This is a genomic window from Singulisphaera photorubra (assembly GCF_045290345.1).
Taxonomy (GTDB): Bacteria; Planctomycetota; Planctomycetia; order Isosphaerales; family Isosphaeraceae; genus Singulisphaera.
This window is the reverse complement of sequence record NZ_CP155447.1, coordinates 6,830,513-6,847,674: the sequence shown is the minus strand read 5'-3', so window position 1 is coordinate 6,847,674 and position 17,162 is coordinate 6,830,513. Positions and strand designations below refer to the sequence as shown.

General features: G+C 64.1%; 10 protein-coding genes, 1 tRNA gene and 1 pseudogene. 5 read left to right on the top strand and 7 right to left on the bottom strand.

Annotation, left to right across the window (positions count from 1 at the left end; translation table 11 throughout):
- Positions 1-334 precede the first annotated feature (334 nt).
- Positions 335-4,969 carry a LamG-like jellyroll fold domain-containing protein gene (locus V5E97_RS25675; protein WP_406694438.1) on the top strand — a complete coding sequence of 1,545 codons (4,635 nt, stop codon included), beginning with the start codon at positions 335-337 and terminating at the stop codon, positions 4,967-4,969.
- A 182-nt stretch (positions 4,970-5,151) separates the two neighbouring features.
- On the opposite strand, the pseudogene V5E97_RS25670 reads toward V5E97_RS25675, so the two are convergent.
- From V5E97_RS25670 to V5E97_RS25650, 5 genes and pseudogenes are all read right to left on the bottom strand, one after another.
- Positions 5,152-6,560 (bottom strand): annotated as a pseudogene (locus tag V5E97_RS25670) (DUF1501 domain-containing protein).
- A gap of 78 nt (positions 6,561-6,638) precedes the next feature.
- On the bottom strand, positions 6,639-9,311 hold the full coding sequence (locus V5E97_RS25665; protein WP_406694436.1) for a PSD1 and planctomycete cytochrome C domain-containing protein: 2,673 nt from the start codon (positions 9,309-9,311) through the stop codon (positions 6,639-6,641).
- Between the two features lie 107 nt (positions 9,312-9,418).
- The gene (locus V5E97_RS25660) at positions 9,419-10,636 is read right to left on the bottom strand and encodes a DUF1559 family PulG-like putative transporter (RefSeq protein ID WP_406694435.1); all 1,218 of its coding nucleotides are present in this window, start codon (positions 10,634-10,636) and stop codon (positions 9,419-9,421) included.
- Between the two features lie 124 nt (positions 10,637-10,760).
- On the bottom strand, positions 10,761-10,946 hold the full coding sequence (locus V5E97_RS25655) for a YezD family protein (protein WP_406694434.1): 186 nt from the start codon (positions 10,944-10,946) through the stop codon (positions 10,761-10,763).
- 239 nt (positions 10,947-11,185) lie between these two features.
- A complete protein-coding gene (locus V5E97_RS25650) occupies positions 11,186-11,800 on the bottom strand; it encodes an FMN-binding negative transcriptional regulator (protein WP_406694433.1) in 615 nt (204 codons plus the stop codon).
- A 191-nt stretch (positions 11,801-11,991) separates the two neighbouring features.
- Here V5E97_RS25650 and V5E97_RS25645 point away from each other — a divergent pair, with 191 nt between their 5' ends.
- Together V5E97_RS25645 and V5E97_RS25640 are read left to right on the top strand one after the other, a co-directional pair.
- Positions 11,992-12,513 carry an HD domain-containing protein gene (locus V5E97_RS25645; RefSeq protein ID WP_406694432.1) on the top strand — a complete coding sequence of 174 codons (522 nt, stop codon included), beginning with the start codon at positions 11,992-11,994 and terminating at the stop codon, positions 12,511-12,513.
- Positions 12,514-12,823: 310 nt separating this feature from the next.
- Positions 12,824-13,573, top strand: coding sequence for a hypothetical protein (locus tag V5E97_RS25640; RefSeq protein ID WP_406694431.1), 750 nt, complete (start codon positions 12,824-12,826; stop codon positions 13,571-13,573).
- 57 nt (positions 13,574-13,630) lie between these two features.
- On the opposite strand, the gene V5E97_RS25635 is transcribed toward V5E97_RS25640, so the two are convergent.
- Positions 13,631-14,476 carry an alpha/beta hydrolase-fold protein gene (locus V5E97_RS25635; RefSeq protein WP_406694430.1) on the bottom strand — a complete coding sequence of 282 codons (846 nt, stop codon included), beginning with the start codon at positions 14,474-14,476 and terminating at the stop codon, positions 13,631-13,633.
- 518 nt (positions 14,477-14,994) lie between these two features.
- Between V5E97_RS25635 and V5E97_RS25630 the strand changes: the two genes are divergently transcribed.
- Together V5E97_RS25630 and V5E97_RS25625 are read left to right on the top strand one after the other, a co-directional pair.
- Positions 14,995-15,067: transfer RNA gene (locus V5E97_RS25630), tRNA-Thr, on the top strand.
- A 284-nt stretch (positions 15,068-15,351) separates the two neighbouring features.
- Complete coding sequence (locus tag V5E97_RS25625; protein ID WP_406694429.1) at positions 15,352-15,777, top strand: hypothetical protein; 426 nt, start codon at positions 15,352-15,354, stop codon at positions 15,775-15,777.
- A 7-nt stretch (positions 15,778-15,784) separates the two neighbouring features.
- Here the strand turns inward: V5E97_RS25625 and V5E97_RS25620 are convergent, their stop codons facing one another.
- Positions 15,785-17,116, bottom strand: coding sequence for a thioesterase domain-containing protein (locus V5E97_RS25620; protein WP_406694428.1), 1,332 nt, complete (start codon positions 17,114-17,116; stop codon positions 15,785-15,787).
- Positions 17,117-17,162 lie beyond the last annotated feature (46 nt).

Sequence of the window (17,162 nt, the reverse complement as noted above, 5' to 3'; positions counted from 1 at the left end):
GATTGTCGGAGCATGATGTCTCAATGTTTTTCGTCTGAGAGTTGCTGGAGTGGACTGGTGTCGAGGTCCGGTTCGTGGAGCGGCCTCCTGAGCTCAGGTCCCGAGGTTGTCGGGGGGGACAAGGTGATCCTCATTCGTCGGCTCACCCTAGCCTGGATGATTCCGCACGATTGGGAATAAAACGGCGTTGGCCTGGTTCGTGGCCTCCTTGTGGCGGCGGATCTGGCCGGGTTATCATCGCGGATCAGGATCCCATGTTCGATTTCGGTCGGGGGGCGTTGGCCAGCGGATTCCTTGCCGGGACGGGCTTCGCCGCCGAAACGGAGTGCCGCTCATGACCCGGTCCCGTCTGATCCCGCAGAGCCTCGGCGCCGTCCTCATCGGCCTCTCCACTGTGGTGGCGGCCATGCCCGCGTCGGGGGCCGACCTGACCGCCAAGGCCGAGACGCCTGGCCGGCATGCCCTCTGGTTCGATGGCGAGTCGTCCTTCGTCTGGCTTCGTCAGCCGATCCCCGACGGCCTGAAGCAAGGGACCGTGGAACTCTGGTTCGCGCTCGACCGTCACTGGGACGGCGGGGCCCAGATGCCCTTGATCGGCGACGACGCCGGCCGCATGAACCTCGTGCTCCGCGACGGCCGACTCTCGTTCAATAAAGAGCTCGACGGCGTCTCCACCGAACTTTCCTGGCGGCCGGCGCGGCTCGAAGCCGGCTGGCACCACGTCGCCGGAGTCTGGGGCGCCGGAGGCATGAAGCTGTTCCTCGACGGCACGCTCGTCGCCTCCAGGCTCGACGACCACCGCCCTTATCAGCGGGCGAAGACCCCCTATGACATCGTGCCGGTCGAGACCCGGCTCGGCCTGGCGAGCACCTGGTGGGCCGACCAGCGGTATCATCGGTTCGCCGGGCAAGTCGCGTTCGCGAGGATCAGCGAAGACCGGCTCTACGAGCAGAATTTCACCCCCAGGATCGACGCCCCGGCCGAGTCAAAGACGGACGTCCTGCGGTACGACTTCACCGAAGGCCAGGGGGCCTTGCTGCGCGACTCCAGCGGCCGGAGCCACGACGCCTTGATCGCCGGTTGCGTCTGGCGCGTGCTTGATGAACCGCCTAAACTTGCCCAAAGTTCGCCCATCGCCGCCTCGACGCCCGCCGAGCCGCCGCCCGCGCCCGTGGTCGTCCTTCCGTTCGGTTGTCTGGCCGAAATGCTTGCCGACCCGATCGATCTGCAGGGGTTCCACCTGACCGCCGCCTGGCTGCTCAACGGTCCCGGAGCCTTGCCGGTCGCGACCGAGGCGCGGGCACTGGAACTCGCCCCTTCGGCCGGGTTCCCGCACCGGGACCGGCTCGACGACGGCACCCTGGACCGCATCCTCAAGACCAGCGGCGCATCGGCGGTCGTCTCCGGGTTCATCGAGCCGGTCGGGGGCGACACCCCGGAGAACCGGTTGCCTCCGGCCCGCTTGAATCTGCGGGTGCTTCGGCCCGACCACCCCCCCTGGACGCGGACGATCGACCTGAAGACGCAATCGGCCGCCGCTTACCATCAGGCCCAGCGCTCTGCCGCCCTCGCCCTCTTTGAACTCCTCGTCAACGGCGACCGGCAGGCCGAACTCAAAGGGCTGGCCGACGACCAGGCTCCCGAGCCTGTCCGACAACTCTGGCGACGGGCGGAGGAACACCTCCGCTTGGGCGATCCGTCCGCATTGCTCCGGGCGGCGGCCGACGCCGCCGAGTCCGCGCGGGCCGAACCCCGGGCGGCCAAATCCTGGCGGCTGCTGGCGGAGGCGTACGCATGGCTCGGCACTTCGCCGTCGCGGTCCTACGCCACCTTCGACCGCGCCGCCTTGGTCAGAGCGCGGGCCGCGCTCAACCTCGCCCTCTTGCTCGACCGCCCGACGCCCGAAGTCGATTTGACCGGGGCCTTGATCGCGCGGTTCGTTCCCGACTACCTCGCCGCCCGCGCCTCGGCCTTGCGGCTGGCCGACGCCGACCATCCCTGGTCTCCCGCGCAAAAGGTGGTCCTGGCGCTCGCCGCCGGAGAGGAGTCACGGCTCCCCGAAGCGGCCGACGGCAAGCTGGCGTCCGACTCGTTGGCACGCGGCCGGATCCGCCTGATCAACGCCAAACGCCCCCTGGCGCAGCAGGCGTTCGAAGAGGCCTGGGAGCTCGACCCGCTCAATTCGTCGGCCCCCGCCTTGGTCGCCGAGGCCGCCGGGACGTCTGGGGTTGGCACGCTCCGCCGGATCGCCTCAGGGGCGCTCGTCCCCGGCCTGGTCCAGGCGGCTCGCATCCTGGCCTGGGAGTCGGTCAGGGCGACTGGTGACGCCCGCGCCTGTCAGGAGTTCCTCAAACGCCTGGCGACGATCGCCGGAGGCGAGCCGGCCGACCTGGCCGACCAGGAGAACGCCCCCGACGCGATCGATCGGGCCGTTAATGCCGCCCTGGGGCTGAATCTGGGCGTGGCCGGGCTCGACCAGAATCAGGCTCTCGGTTTGCTGGCTGCCGTCATCGACTTCGAACATCGCCTGAGCGCCGCGACTGGCCGGACCCCCAGCGGGATTGACCTGCCGGGCCTGGCCTCCGCGCCTGATCCGCTCCTGGTTCGGCGGCTCGCCCGCGTCGAGGCGCAATCCGGCTTCAACGTCCTGCTGCAACTCCTGGTCCAGAGCCTGGGCGTGCCCGACGAGGCGGGTGCGGTCCTCGTCCCCTTGATCGAGACCTGTGGCTACGACACGATGACGGCGCACTGGGCCACCCTCTTTCTCACACGAAACAAGGCGGCCAAGGGGACGCTCCCCTGGCCGCCGACCCTGCCCAGACTCGACCCTGCGTTCGACCAGGGGTATTACGATGTGATTTTCCTGGAGCCGGGCTACAAAGCCGACCTGTACCGCGACGCCCGCCGCCGGTTCCCGTCCTGGGATCTCCCCTGGCGTGAGGTGCAGCGGCCCGTCGCCTACAGTCGGAACCCCTACGACGAGCGCAACGTCCGGCTCTGGGTTCGCCAGGTCCAGGGTCCGGAACGCCGCAAACGGCTGGACCAGGCCCTCAACCAGGCGCCGGAGTCGGCCGACGTCCGCCGCCTGGCGGCTGAAGTTCTGCTGCACGATGTCGCGATCCGCGACGAGGCGCGGGGCCTGACGCTCTTCAAGACCCTGATCGACGAGGACCCGGACGCATCCGCCCCTTACCGCGCGCTGGCCGAATATTTCCTCGACGACGGTCGGCCGGATGAGGCGTTGGCCACCCTGGCCAGGCTCGCTGAACGGCCTTTGGAGTCGCTCGCACCGGTCGGCGCCCTGCTGCGGATGGCCACGATCCACAAAGAGCGGCATGAATCCGACGAGCTCCGCGCCGTCCTGGCAACCGCGGCGCAGAGCTTCCAGGCGAACGCTGTGATGCGCTACGCCTGGGCCCTGTCCGAGGCGAATCAACTCGACCAGGCGATCATGCTCTTCGAGGCCGGTCGGCTGCGCTATCCGCCAGGCGCCTCGTTCCTGTCATGGGAGGCCACCGCGCTTTTCAAGGCGGGCCGCCAGGATCAGGCCCGCACTTTGCTCCGCGACTTCGCCCGCCAGCAGCCTTACGCCGTCGCGGCCGAGGCCGTTCGCGAATACGTCGACGGCACGGGCGACACCGAGCCGATTCCGGATCTCAAGGACCGCCTCCAGGCCGGCCGGGCTGGCAACCTGCTGCTTGCGGACGCCGCCCTCAAACGTGGCCGGACCCTGGAGGCCCTGAACACCGCCCAGACGGCCCAGAAAAACCAGGGGCGAGTCTCCAGCGCCGACCGCCCCAACGACCAGGCCGACGCGGCCGACCTGCTGGCGCGCGTGACCGGCGCCCGGTACGTCGCGCTCCGGGCCGAAGGCCGCGAGGACGAGGCCCGCGTCTTGATGCAAAACTACGCCCGACGCCAGGGGCTGACCCACCTGGCCGCGATCCTGGCCCCGCTGGCCCTGTCCTCCAGCCGGGTGGTCCACGACCAGGGGGACGCCGCGCCTGCCGACGCCGGGAACAAAGATCAGGACAAGCAGAAGGATCAGGGCAAGGACAAGGACGCCGACCGGACTCGAATACTGACCGAGGCCCTGACGACCCTCGCGGCCGCGGCCAAGCCTGACGACCCGGGCGCGGAGGTCGCGCGTCAGCTTCGCGAGTATCCCCGGCTTGCGGCTCTGCTCCGAGACTACCTTGACCGCGACGGCCGCCGCCTGGGTGGCCCCGATAACCAACTTCGCATGGCCGCCCACGTAATCCTTGGCAACGACCTGCTGCCCGATGACCGGCGGCAGGCCCTGGCCTCGGCTCTGGTCCGGCTCAACCCGAGGCAGACCTGGGTCTCCCTGCAATCGGCCGTCTTCGATCTCGCGTTCGGCCCAGACAGCCAGCCCCAGTTTCTCAAACTCGTGCAGAGCATGAAGCTCCCTGCCCCGGACACCGAGGCGTTCCAAACCGCCGCCCACTCAAGGGCCGACTGGTACCTCCTGGGACCGTTCCCCGACGACCGGCTTGACGGCATTCGCCGCCCCTTTTTCGATGAGACGGAACCGGTGGACTTGAAGGCGTCGATCCGATCCGGAGACCATGACCTGCGCTGGCGGCAGCCCTTGCCGGAGCCCGCCTGGGGCGGCCTGAGCCTGACAGCAGAACTCGGGCTCGAAACGCCATCCGAGGCCGCCGTGTTCTACGCCTACGGTGAGATTGACGCGAAGGAAGACTCGGTCCAACCCCTGGTGCTCACCGGTCCCCAGGCGGCCCGAGTCATCCTCAACGGCCGAGAGCTGGCCCTCTGGCTCCACTCCGCCGACTTCGCCGAGCGGCTCACGATCGACTTGCCGCTCAAGGCGGGCGTCAACCGGCTCCTGCTGAAACTCCGCTATCCGGCCAGCATGTCCCAGTCCCTCTGGTGCCAATTTCCCCCGCCAGCCGAACCGACAAAGGACCAGGAACAACCCCTACGCTGACAATGATGCGTGAGAATGTGTTTGTGTTTATGTGTTGAGATCTTGTTCCGTGTGATCGTCTATGACGATGCGGCCGAGAAAGCCCAACCCGTCCTGGCCCGAACGGGATCGGTCCGAGCTCTTGAGAAGCTCGGACCGATCGCCCTGGGTTTACCGTTGATTTCTCGCGGGGATCGATCTGCTCAGGCGAGGATCTCGGTCGCGACGTTTCCGGCCACGTCGGTCAGCCGGAAGTCGCGTCCGGCGTAGCGGTAGGTCAGTTTCTCGTGATCGAGGCCCATCAGGGCGAGTATGGTTGCGTGTAGGTCATTCGTGTGCATGCGGCCTTCGACGGCGTGCATGCCGTACTCGTCGGTGCCGCCATGGGAGAAGCCCGGTTTGACGCCGGCCCCGGCCAGCCACATCGGGTAGCCAATGATGTTGTGGTCGCGACCGTCGACTCCTGGGCGGTGGGCAAGCGGCCGAACTCGCTGCCGAACAGGACCAGCGTCTCGTCGAGAAGTCCGCGCTGCTCCAGGTCGGTCAGGAGGGCGGCGGTCGGCTGGTCGGTCATTGCCGAGTTCCGGATCAGGCCGTTGTGAAGGTTGGTGTGGTGATCCCAACCGGGCTGGCAGATCTCGACGAACCGGACCCCCGCTTCACTCAGCCGCCGTGCCATCAGACATTGGCGGGCGAAGCTGCCGGCGGGGCCGGGCTTGACTCCGTAGGCGTCGAGCACGTGCTGTGGCTCGCTGGAGATATCCAGGAGCTCGGGCACCTTCCCCTGCATTTTGAAGGCGAGCTCGTACGACTGGATCACGCCGTCGAGCTGGTCGGGCGCACCCGATCGGGAGGCCAGGTCGTGGTTCATGGCCTGGATCAGATCGATCTGCTTGCGCTGAAGCGGTTTCTGGACCTGTGCCTTCAGGTTCGGCAAGACGCCATTATCGCTGATTCGGGTGCCCTGGAAATGCGCGGGGAGGAATGCGCTACCGTAGTTGGCGGTTCCGCCGAAGTTGGGCGGCGGATTGACGGTCACGTAACCGGGGAGGTCCTGGTTCTCCGACCCGAGGCCGTACATCAGCCAGGCCCCCAGCGAGGGCCTGGTGAGCGAAGCCAGGGCCGCTCCCGTATGGAGCTGCATCACGGCTTCGGGGTGGGCCGGCGTGTCGGTATGCAGGCCGCGGATGAAGCAGAGCTTGTCGACGTGCTGATTCGCCACATGCGGATAGAGTTCCGAAACCCAGGTTCCGGTCTCACCGTACTGGCGGAACTTGAACTTCGAGCCGGTCAAGGTGCCTCCGCCCGGACCGACCTTGCCGTCGTCTTTCTGAAGCTGCGGCTTGTACTCCCAGGTATCCATGGGAGACATCGCACCGCTCATGAACAGGAAGATGATCCGCTTGGCTTTGACCGGAAAGTGCGCCGGCCTGGGAGCCAGCGGGTTGGGAGCGGTCGCCGGGGCGGTATTTGCCGCCCGGACCGTCTTCGCGCCGGATTGGCCGAGGAGGCCGGCCAGGGCCAGGTAACCGAACCCGGTTCCGGTACTTTTGAGGGCCTGCCGGCGGGTCAACCTGTTCAGAATCAGGTCCTCTGCTCTGGGCTCTGACATGGGAGATTCCTTTTGATGAACAGCACGCCTGGAGGAAGTGGGAAATAGATCAATGAGAAGTCGGTTCGCCGGCTCGAATCAGGGGACGTAGCGGAACTCGGCGGTCCCCAGCAGCGCCTGGCAGAAGCTGGCCCACGCGGTGGTCTTGGCGTCGACTTGCGGGAGCTTCTCTTCCTCGGCCGGCTCGTCTTCGGCCTCGACGTCATCCGGATTCTCCGGCGCCGGCTTTTTCTTCTTATTGGCTGTGCCGGGCGTGGTCTGGGAATTGGCGTCGGACGTGCTTTCGGTGGTCAGGCTGGCCAACGTGACCGACTGGGGCTTGGGAGTGCCGGAATTCGAGGCGATCGCCACGCTCGCGGCTGACTCGTAGTCGGCGAGGTATCCGTTGATCCTGGCAATTTCGTCGGCCGTCGCCGGGCGGCTGACGGTCAGTCGATAGGCCAGGTCGATGCGGGCCTTGTCGTCCAGTTCGGTCCGCTGGAGCAGTCGCTCCGCCAGGCTCAACGCCTCGCGCCGCACGAACGGGTCATTGAGCAAGTAGAGGGCCTGAGTGGCGACCGTGGTCGTGTCGCGGTGGCCGGTCACCATGCCCTGCTCGGCGAAGTCGAAGACCTCGAGTGAAGTGGGGGTCAGTTGCCGGAGCAGAGGCAAGTAGAGGCTGCGGTGGTGGCTCTCCCGCGCCGCCTTCGCGAGTTCCCTGGCCCGAGGCTCGTTGTTGCGGATCTCGATGACCTTCATGTCCTTCGCGGGTGAGGCTTCGGGAGGCGTCAAGTTCAAGGTGCCGGCCGCGGCGAGGGTCGCGTCGCGGATCTCCTCGGCGTCGAGTCGACGTGGGCTATGCCGCCAGACGAGGCGGTTGCCCGGGTCGACAGAGGCGTTGGCTGTCGCGTTTTCGGAACTGAGGCGGTACGCTCGGCTCAACACCAGACGCTTCACGAGCGTCTTGACCGACCAGCCATCGCGAACGAATTGAGTGGCCAGGTGGTCGAGCAGTTCCGGGTGCGAAGGGACGTCGCCGCTGATCCCGAAGTTGTCGACGCTCTTCACCAGGCCCTCGCCGAACAGGTTCTGCCAGACCCGGTTGGCCATCACCCGAGGAGTGAGTGGGTTCTTCGCGCTGGTCAACCACTGGGCGAGCTCGAGCCGGCCGCTCTGGCTTGGGTTCACCTTGGGGGGCTCGGGGAACTGCAAGAGCGTCAAGAAGCCGCGGGGCACGGTGGGCCCGAGTTTCTCAGCCTCTCCCCGGATCCGGATTTGCGTGTCGCTGACGGACTTGGCGTCGCGAACTCCGAAGGCAAGCTTGTCGCCGTTGGCTGCCGGGTCGGTCAGCGCGATCAATTCGGCCTGGAGCTGGTTGAGCTTCTGGCGGGCGATGACCCGTTTGGGACGGCCGTCGGGACCTGGTTTCTCGGACTCGGCACTGTCACGAATCGCCACGAACTCAGCGCGGGCCTTCGCCACGGCCTTGGTCGCCGCCTCGAGCTTCTCGGTGGGCACGGCCGTCGTGGCCGATTTGGGACCGAGCTGGAGGAGCAACTGGGTGTCGTAGTACTCGAGCCCGCCGCCCCCCATCTTGCTTCGGACCCCCGCGCACAGGTCGCTGCTCTGGAAGATGCCGGCCAGGGCGTAATAGTCGGCCGTCGGGATCGGGTCGAACTTGTGGTCGTGGCAGCGGGCGCAGCTTGCCGTCACCCCCAGCACCGCTCGGCTGACGGTGTCGATCTGCTCGTCGACGTTGTCCATGATGAACCGGATCTTGAACCGCTGATTGACATCCTTGACCCCCAAGGCCAGGAATCCGGTGGCAACCAACTGCTCGTTGTGTTGCTCCGTGGAGCCGGTGGGCAGCAAGTCACCGGCGACCTGCTCCTGGATGAATTGATCGTACGGTTTATCTTTGTTGAATGCGTTGATGACATAGTTGCGGTAACGCCAGGCGTGCGGGTAGGGGATATTTCGCGACGACCCGGTGGACTCTCCGTACCGGGCGACGTCCAGCCAGTGGCGGCCCCACCGTTCTCCAAACGCGGGCGATGCCAGGAGGCGGTCGACCACCTTATCGAGCGCGTCGTATGAGTCATCGTTGACAAACGCCGCGATCTCTTGGGGCGTCGGCGGCAACCCGGTCAGGTCGAACGTCAGGCGGCGGATGAGCGTTTGCGGGTCGGCGTCGCCGACCGGCTTCAGCCCTTCTTTTTCGAGCCTGGCGAGGATGAACCGGTCGAGGTCGTCGCGAACCCAGGAGGCCCCGCGCACGTCGGGGACTGTGACTTTTGCGAGCGATTGCCACGCCCAGTGGGTCTCACGCAGCTTGTCATACTTCGCGTTGGGCTTGCCCGGGGCCGCCGCTAACCGCGCTTCGGGCCATATCGCTCCGTCCTTGATCCATTTCGTCAGGTCGGCGACTTCCTCCGGAGAGAGCCGCTTCTTCGGCGGCATCTTCGGGGCATCCTCCAGCTGACGCACGGCCTGGATGAGCAGGCTATTCTCCGGATCTCCGGGGACGACGGCCGCCCCGCTCGCTCCCCCTTGCAGCAAGCCGTTGCGATCGTCGACCCGCAGTCCCCCCTTCGAGTTGGTATTGGCGGAATGGCAGGTGTAACACTGGTTGACCAGGATCGGCCGGACCCGCTTCTCGAAGAACTCCAACGCCGCCGCGGAGTCGCGGGGAGACGCCTGGTCGGCCGTCGCGGGTGCGTCGGCGATGAGGGATAGCAAGAGTGGAACCATCGTTCGGCCAAGAGAATTCATGATCGTGTCATTTCCTTGAATTCAATTTCCAGGTGTGCACCACGACCCTCCCCGGTCGTGGCCCCTAGGATTCATCCGAATATGGCGAGCGGTTGGAGATGTGGTGTTCAGAACGAATCGGCGGAGATGATCTCGCCTTGCTTGATCGAGCCGAGGGCCCAGACTGTCGGGGTGCTGACGCTGTCCTTGAGGAATCGGACCGAGCCGTCGAGCAGCAAGATATTGGCCCCCCCAGCGTGATAGCTGCTCAGGCCGAAGATGCCGGGGTTTTGGATGCCGCTGGCCGCCGCGTTGCAGTTGGGGTACTTCGCGTTTGGCCCCTGCAAGAGGTTGCCCTGGCTATAGCCCACCAGGCCGAACGCCCAGGCTTCGCCGAGTGTCGGTGTCTTGCCCTGGCGGCCGCCGCCTGATCTCCACAACTGTCCGCACTGCTCTAACCAGGCCGGGAGGTTTGCGACGAGGGTCGGGTGCGGCATGATGAGCGTCCCGTCGTTCCGCTTGGTTCCCGAAGGAAATGAGCCGACGAAGATGACGTCCTGAATCGACTGCTGGCTGTTCACCCCGCTGCCGGTTTTCCACTCGCCGAAGGCGATCGTGTTGCTCGTCCCGTCGAGGACCTCGGCGATGGTGGTGACGTGTCCTTTGGTGCCGATGTAAGGAAAGGGGCCATTGGGTGGACCGTTGGCCTGTTGCGCAGCGAACTCGATGCTCGAGCCGAATGAGGCAAAATAGCTGTTGCCGGTCGCCTTTTTGCCGTTCAGGCTGGATCCGGCTCCGGCCCCTTGAATCGTCCAACTGGTTCCGGGGCTCGACGGGCAAAGGAACGTGTTGATCGTCGAGGTCGAAACCGTCAGGTTCATCAGGTTGCCATTGATTTCATTGAAAATGGGAACCGAAAAATTGAGGGCGTTGTAGAGCGCCGCTTGCTCGACGTGCTGAAGGATCCGAGCGTGAACGCTGGGGCCGCGGTTATTGGCAAAGGTTGTCGACTGGAGATTTCCGTCAGGATAGAGGGGGAGTGCGCCTGGCGGGAAGCAATCGTTGCTTGAAAGGTAGTTGTGAAGCCCCAGCCCGATCTGCTTCAAATTGTTGACGCATTGCATCCGACGGGCCGCCTCCCGAGCCGCTTGCACGGCCGGAAGCAAGAGCGCGATCAACACCGCGATGATGGCGATGACGACCAGGAGTTCGATGAGGGTGAACCCATCCCGACGGCGCGGGACGAATCGATCGTCCGAAACGCGGTTCGCGGTCATCCAGGGCGCACGCAAACGGACGAAGATCGGGACCGGCGAGGGCCGGCCATTCGGAAGGAGAGCGGGCATGTGAAACTCCGACAGGTCCGCGTGCCTCTGGTAAAACCAGTCAGCAACTTGCGGGGCTGAAGTTCAACACGCCTCCCGATGTCGAGTTGGCGACAGGAATCAAGAGGGTGAGCGAGCGGACCACTCAGCGAAGCCGCTGCTTTTCAATGCGCTCAATCTGAACAATGATGCCGTCCTGGATGATGACGCGGACCTCGCCGAATCGAATCCCGCCGACGGCTTGACGTACCTGCTCCAGGTCGAAGTCCGCGGCAAGCGTTCCCCGGCTGGCTCGTGCGTCATCACGAACCGAGATCGTCTTGTTCGACATCGATCACCTCATCGATTTCGCTGGGCCGGATCTCAATCTCTCGCCCCATCAACACGTTCTGCATCTGTTGCCAGCTATTTGTGGCAATGAGCCACATTATTCCCAGCCGAAATCGACCGGTCAAGATTAATATTGACATTCTTGATCGGATTACTAGAGATTGGTTTCCATGAGGAACGTACTTTTGCTTCTCGAATCCGATTTGGGGAGATCGAGAACGGATGACTGCCGAGTCAGACTCAAGCCAACGGCTCGGCCATGAGGGCGGCGATGGCCTTCGAATTCTCGTCGGACTGTTCGGAGAGGGCGCGAACCACCCGTACTCTCCGTTCCTCAGGGTGGTTCTGAGACAGCTTCCACTTTCCTTCGAGTTTCCGAATCTCGATACGGAAGCCCACGATCGCCTTGAGCATGGCGTCGATGTGTGAGCCTGTTTCGTCGAAATTCCAGGGCGACTCCCGCGAACCCTCGTAGGTTTGCACGCTCTTGCGGAGGATTTCCAGAAGGCCCTCTCGCTCCTGGATGACCTGGAACGTGCCGTAGGCGTGGACGGCCACGTAGTTCCAGGTTGGCACCATCCGCTCGGCCTCGTACCACGAGGGCGAAATATAGGCGTGGGGACCGGAGAAGACGGCAAGGGCCTCTCCTACCACCTGGCGCCACTGCGGATTCGCCCGGGCCATATGCCCGATCAAGTGCCCATGCGTCCCGGCCTCGGGATCGAGCATGAGGGGCAAATGACTGGCCACGAGCGCCCCTTCAGCCTGTGTCGTCACCAGGGCGAAGCTGTTTGTCCGCATGAATTCATGCAGCTTATTCGTGTCATTCTCGACGTTGAAAGGAGGGGCGTACACGTGTGTCCGGCTCCGAGCTTGCTCGCGGTCCGCGGAATCGGCCCACGGAGGCGTCCCGCTTGACTGGCTGTGCCTACCGACACGATTCTGGAGGTCTCGGTTCGGGAGGTTGGTTCCCAGGGCGATTCTCGGGAGTGCGTTGCTCCCGCGGAACCGGCATACCCTGAAAGTCGTTGTCGAGCAAGGATGTCATGATCTCCAACCTTTCTTTGATCCTTCGTGAGGTCCTCGACGACTACGCACTTCCCTGGGACGGTGACCACGGCATTGCCCATTGGGCCCGGGTCCTTGAAAACGGGCTCAAGCTGGCCAGCGAGACCGGGGCCGATCTCGAGATCGTTTCGCTCTTTGCGGTACTTCATGACTCGCGGCGGATCAATGAATTCACGGATCCCGACCACGGTCCGCGCGCTGCCGAGTTCGCCCGAACACTCCAGGGCCGGCACTTTGACCTTTCCAGCCATCGTTTCCAACTCTTGCACCGGGCTTGTTCCGGCCACACTCACGAACGGACCCACCCCGACGTCACGATCCAGACCTGCTGGGATTCCGACCGACTGGACCTTGGGCGCGTCGGCATCACCCCGCACCCGAGTCGCCTCTGCACCGAGGCCGCCAGGCGGACCGAGACGATCCGGTGGGCCCACGCGAGGGGGATCATGCACTTCGTTCCCGAGCGAGTGAAAAGCGAATGGGGTATCGACTTGCCCTGAGGTGAAGCCAGAACCCGCCTCTGGCTTCGCGTGTGATCCATTGCATGGAACCGCGTGCGCCCCGCCCGCATTGTTTTTTTGTAGGCTTGTGGTATTCGTGAAACAACAAATGGGAATGGCCGTTTTGTGAAATTGCTCTCAGGCTTCACGACACGGGCCGAGTCGGTTGGATCTGAGAAATTGAAGCGTGCGAATTGGGCTGTTGGTAGGAACCCTCGATCGGCCATGTGAGGTTGTCTGTATGCCTGAACCGGAATGGGAACAGGATGACTGGGAACGATCGCCGGATCAACCACTCAGGACCATTTCGATGCCGGCATTCGTTTGCTTTCATTTTTTAAGCGTCATTGGGTTCACCATCCTGGAATTCGTTCTCTTGGCAGTGATTTTCTATTCCCTGGGTTTGCGGTGGAACCAGGCGGGCTTGTGGGTGTCTGGTTTGGGGTACGCAAATGCCATTCTCTCAACCCGGGTTGTCGACGCCTTGCTGATACGGATGGGGAGGTCTCGCAGCGGTAAGACGGTCGAGGTGCGTGGTCGTACCATCGCTCATGCCGAGGGGATCGCTGGCGGCGAGGATGTGCTCGAGGTCTACGGCTCCAGGTCGTTGTATCATGGGCTGATTGCTATGTGCTTGGGGATCTGTGTCATGACCCTGGCTGTCCTTTTCCTCTTCCTCCCTCATGATCGGATGAGTGGAAGCGACTGGGGCTACAGCCTGGGCCTGATCGCTCTGTTCGGAGCGATCGCCATTGGCCTCTGGTGTGAGAAAAGGAAGGGTCGAGTCTGTGCCGATGGGGAGGGAATCCTCGCTTGCCCAACCGGCTTCTGCTTCCGTCGGAGGTTCGTTCCCTGGTCGGAGATCGCCACCTGCGAGATCGAAACCCGTTACGACACGTTTGGCCGGCCTGTCATCATCCGGCCGGTCCTCAAGGATCAAGGCGGGCGGGCGTTGCTGACGCCTGACCTCCAAACTGTCCGGTTCGAGGACCAGGAGCGGCTGGTCAGATACATCCGAGCCAGGTTGCCGAAGCCCAAGGCGGATCTCCTGGATTTCTGACGACGGGGCAGGGCAGGTCAGGGTGAGTCGCCTGGCTTCAGTGGCTCTTGTTCTCGATCACCGTGCTTCGTTCCGCAGCAACTCGGCCGCCGCGCGGACCCAGCCACCGTCCCAGGCATGCGCCTGCTTCGGTCCGTCTCGGTAGACGTGGGGCATTCTCAAGTCCAACATCAGGGTGTGTGCCTGTTCGTGGTGAGCGCGGAAGTTGTCGTAACCCAGCAGGATCAGTCGGTTGCGGGGGCCAAACTCGGCGTCGTCGGCCCGGCGCTTCAGCAAGTTCGTGATCCGATAGCCCTCGAAGTTCTCCGTGGTTCCGAAGATCTCGCCCGACCCGTACTGGCCCGGTCGGTCCATCATGAGGGGAGCATCCCAGGCGGCGGCCTTGCCGAAGAGATCAGGATGCCGCAGGAGCAGGCTCCACGCTCCCCAGCCCGACTTGCTGAACCCAAGCAGCAGGCGGCCGTCCCGACTCCTTTGCGCAGGATAGGTGGCCTCCACGAAGGGAACGACGACCTTGATGAAGTGGCTCTCCTGACGGATTTGCCGTTTCGTGGGATGGTCGGCGTACCAAGGGAGCTCGGAGAAGGTGGGGCTGATGAAGATGACCCCAAGCTGGTTGTGCAGCTCAAGCCGTTGAACTTCGGCCAAGGCGTCACCGTACCTGTGCTCGTTGCGGGCCTCGACCGGAAGCAGGTAGATCACCGGGGCGAGTGCATCCTTCTCCCGAGCGTCCGGAAGCAAAACCCGGATCTCGGTCGACCCGGCCTGGTAGGGGGACTCGACCGAGTGGATGAGGACCCCTTGCTCATTGCGCCTCGCTTCGGAAATCAACGGCGGGCGCTCGTCGGCCAGGGCTGTTGAGGCTGCGATCAGGACCAGGCCGAAGCCGCGGAACTTGGCCATTGAATCTTGCCTTTCTCAAGGTGAGCCAGACGGAGTGTGCCGCTGCTGTAAAGCTTCGCCGAACCCGTTTTTCTCCACTTCAATGCGATCGGCCATGGCATCATCGTCGGCCTAGCAATTCCCGTAGGGTGGGCACGGCCCACCATCTTAACCTCAGGTTTAACAGGGAGATAGGGATGGTAAGCTGTGCCCGCCCTGCGGGAGAATTCTGATTCTGGCCGCTGAGTAATCGTGGATTGTTGATGCGTTCTTTTGCCCTGGGATGACCCGAGATTCCCCCCTATTCTTGGCCGGTTGACGCTTCCCTATTTCTTCGCTGGCTGAGACCGGTCTTGCCACCATCATGGGATTCCAGTAATTTTAGATTCGACGAGCGGAACGGCTTGTGGCGAGACGAGCCATGAGACTCTTGTGGTGATTGGTCTTTCCGGAAAAAAATGACCGGTTAGGCGATCATTGCTCTTTGAGTCTCACGCGAATTTCGCTATGCTATCCTCTCAACGAAAATCACGATACATGCCACCTTAGCTCAGTTGGTAGAGCGCAGCTTTCGTAAAGCTGAAGTCCAGGGTTCGAGTCCCTGAGGTGGCTTTCTCATAACTCCCCTCGCCGAAAGCACTTCGCTTACCTGCCGACGATCGATAGCGCGGCCCGAAAGTCCAAAGTCGGTAGTACCTGGTATTCCCTAAATCTTTGGGACCCCAGGACCGCCATGCCGAATACCACTGCCAGCTCACCCAAGTACTGGCATTTCAAGCCGAAGAATCTTGCCGTCGTCCGGAGCAACAGCCGGGACGTCTATCTGGGCAAGTACGGCTCATCCGAGAGCTGGGAACGCTACCCCCGGTTCATCGCCGAATGGCGAGCCAACCGCCTTGTGCCATCGCCTGCCGGGACGGCCGAGTACCGATCCGGCCGCGTCGCCGGGGCCCTCGATCAACGAACTCGTCCTGGCGTACCTGCGCCACGCCGAGGAATACTACCGCCGTACCGACTGCACCCCGACCGGGGAGCAGGACCAGATCCGCTTCGCCCTGAGGCCGCTTAGGCGGCTCTACGGAAGCACGCCCGCGCGGGATTTCTCCCCGAAGGGCTTGAAGCTGGTTAGTCAGGTGATGATCGACTCCGGCCTCTGCCGACGCACGATCAACGAGCGGATCGGACGGATCCTCTGCGCCTTCCGATTCGCGGTCGAGAACGAGCTGCTGGTCACCACGAACGTCCTGCAGGGACTCATAGTCAGCTGCTCTGGTCGTAGGAAGGAACTCTGCCGGTCCTTGAAAGAGGCGCTAACGGAATGAACTCTGTTTACCTGAGCAAGACGGTGTCCGATTCGTAGGTTTCCGCCCGTTGCAGGCAATCTGCAAAGACGCGGGCCAGGGCCTGGACGTGGGGTTCCTGGACCATGCTGTGGTGCTGGCCAGGGACGAAATGGACTTCGACGGTCGCGGCCAGGCTTCCCCAGCCTCGGTCGCGGGTGGTGGCAATCGCGATGGGGGCGTCGGAGGGGCGGAACAGGGTGATCCGGCTGGGGTAGGGGCGAGGGACGTATTGATTGGCGAGCAGCATGTGGTGATGGAAGAGGCGTTTCAGGGAGTCGACGAGTTGCTGGGCGACCCCCATGGGGACGTCGGGACCTACCAGGCCCAGTTTCAGAGCGTGCTGCCAGAGGTAGGGGAGCTGGCGATCGGGGCCAAGGGTCGCTAATTGTTCCAGGGAGATGTCCAGGCCGTACTCGCGGCCGGCGCCGTCGTCCGGGGGTGGGGCGCCGGGGGGGCTCGGAGGGGTGGTATCGAGCAGGGCGAGCAGGTTGACGCGCTCGCCGTCGGCGTGGAGCTGCTGGGCCATCTCCAGGGCCACGAGTCCCCCCACGGACCAACCGCCGAGGTAATACGGCCCGCTCGGCTGAATGGCTCGGACGGCGGCCAGGTAATCGGCGGTCATCGTCTCCATGCAGCTTGGCAGCGGTTCCGATTCGTCGTGCAGGCCGCGCGCCCGGATGGCGTGGAAGGGGCGATCCCGGCCCAGTCGTTGCGCCAGAGCCTGGTAGCAGACGACGATCCCCCCCGGCGGGTGAACCATGAAACAAGGAGGACGAGACCCCTCCGGCTGCAAGGTCAGAATCAAGCCGCCCTGCGCGGGAGTGGGATCGGCCCCGACGGCTTGAGCGGGCCCGGCCGGCAGCGAGCTCGGACCGAAGAGGCGGCCGACGACGTCGGGATACGAGGCGCCGAGGTGGCGCGCCAGGTCGGCGATTGTCGGCGAGTCGAACAGCGCGATCACGTAGACCGGCTGATCGAGCGCCTTCTGGATCCGGTTGATCAGCACCGCTCCCTGGATCGAGGTTCCGCCCAGCTCGAAGAAATGGTCTTCGACGCCGATCTTGTCGAGGTGTAAGACGTCGCGCCAGAGTCCCGCCAGGAACTCTTCCAGCGGCGTGCGGGGGGCCACGTAGGGGCGGTCCAGGTCGGGGCGCTGCTGGGGGGGCGTGGGGAGCGCGCGGCGATCGACGTTGCCGATATTCGCTCCGTCCCCTTTCTCCACACCCTTTGTACAGCCAGAGCGGCCACCAAGGCCAAGATCAGCACTGCGATCATGAGGGGACTGATTCGGAGTCTTACGCGGGGCAATCGCATTCACCGTCTCCTCGCCGTGTCCTGAGACGAAGCAAGACCGTCGTCTTCCA

Excerpts from the sequence above, each read along its gene's own strand:
- V5E97_RS25655 (WP_406694434.1), bottom strand. The coding sequence starts at position 10,946 with ATGTCGAACAAGACGATCTCGGTTCGTGATGACGCACGAGCCAGCCGG.
- V5E97_RS25675 (WP_406694438.1), top strand. The coding sequence starts at position 335 with ATGACCCGGTCCCGTCTGATCCCGCAGAGCCTCGGCGCCGTCCTCATC.
- V5E97_RS25660 (WP_406694435.1), bottom strand. The coding sequence starts at position 10,636 with ATGCCCGCTCTCCTTCCGAATGGCCGGCCCTCGCCGGTCCCGATCTTC.
- V5E97_RS25640 (WP_406694431.1), top strand. The coding sequence starts at position 12,824 with ATGCCGGCATTCGTTTGCTTTCATTTTTTAAGCGTCATTGGGTTCACC.
- V5E97_RS25635 (WP_406694430.1), bottom strand. The coding sequence starts at position 14,476 with ATGGCCAAGTTCCGCGGCTTCGGCCTGGTCCTGATCGCAGCCTCAACA.
- V5E97_RS25665 (WP_406694436.1), bottom strand. The coding sequence starts at position 9,311 with ATGAATTCTCTTGGCCGAACGATGGTTCCACTCTTGCTATCCCTCATC.
- V5E97_RS25645 (WP_406694432.1), top strand. The coding sequence starts at position 11,992 with ATGATCTCCAACCTTTCTTTGATCCTTCGTGAGGTCCTCGACGACTAC.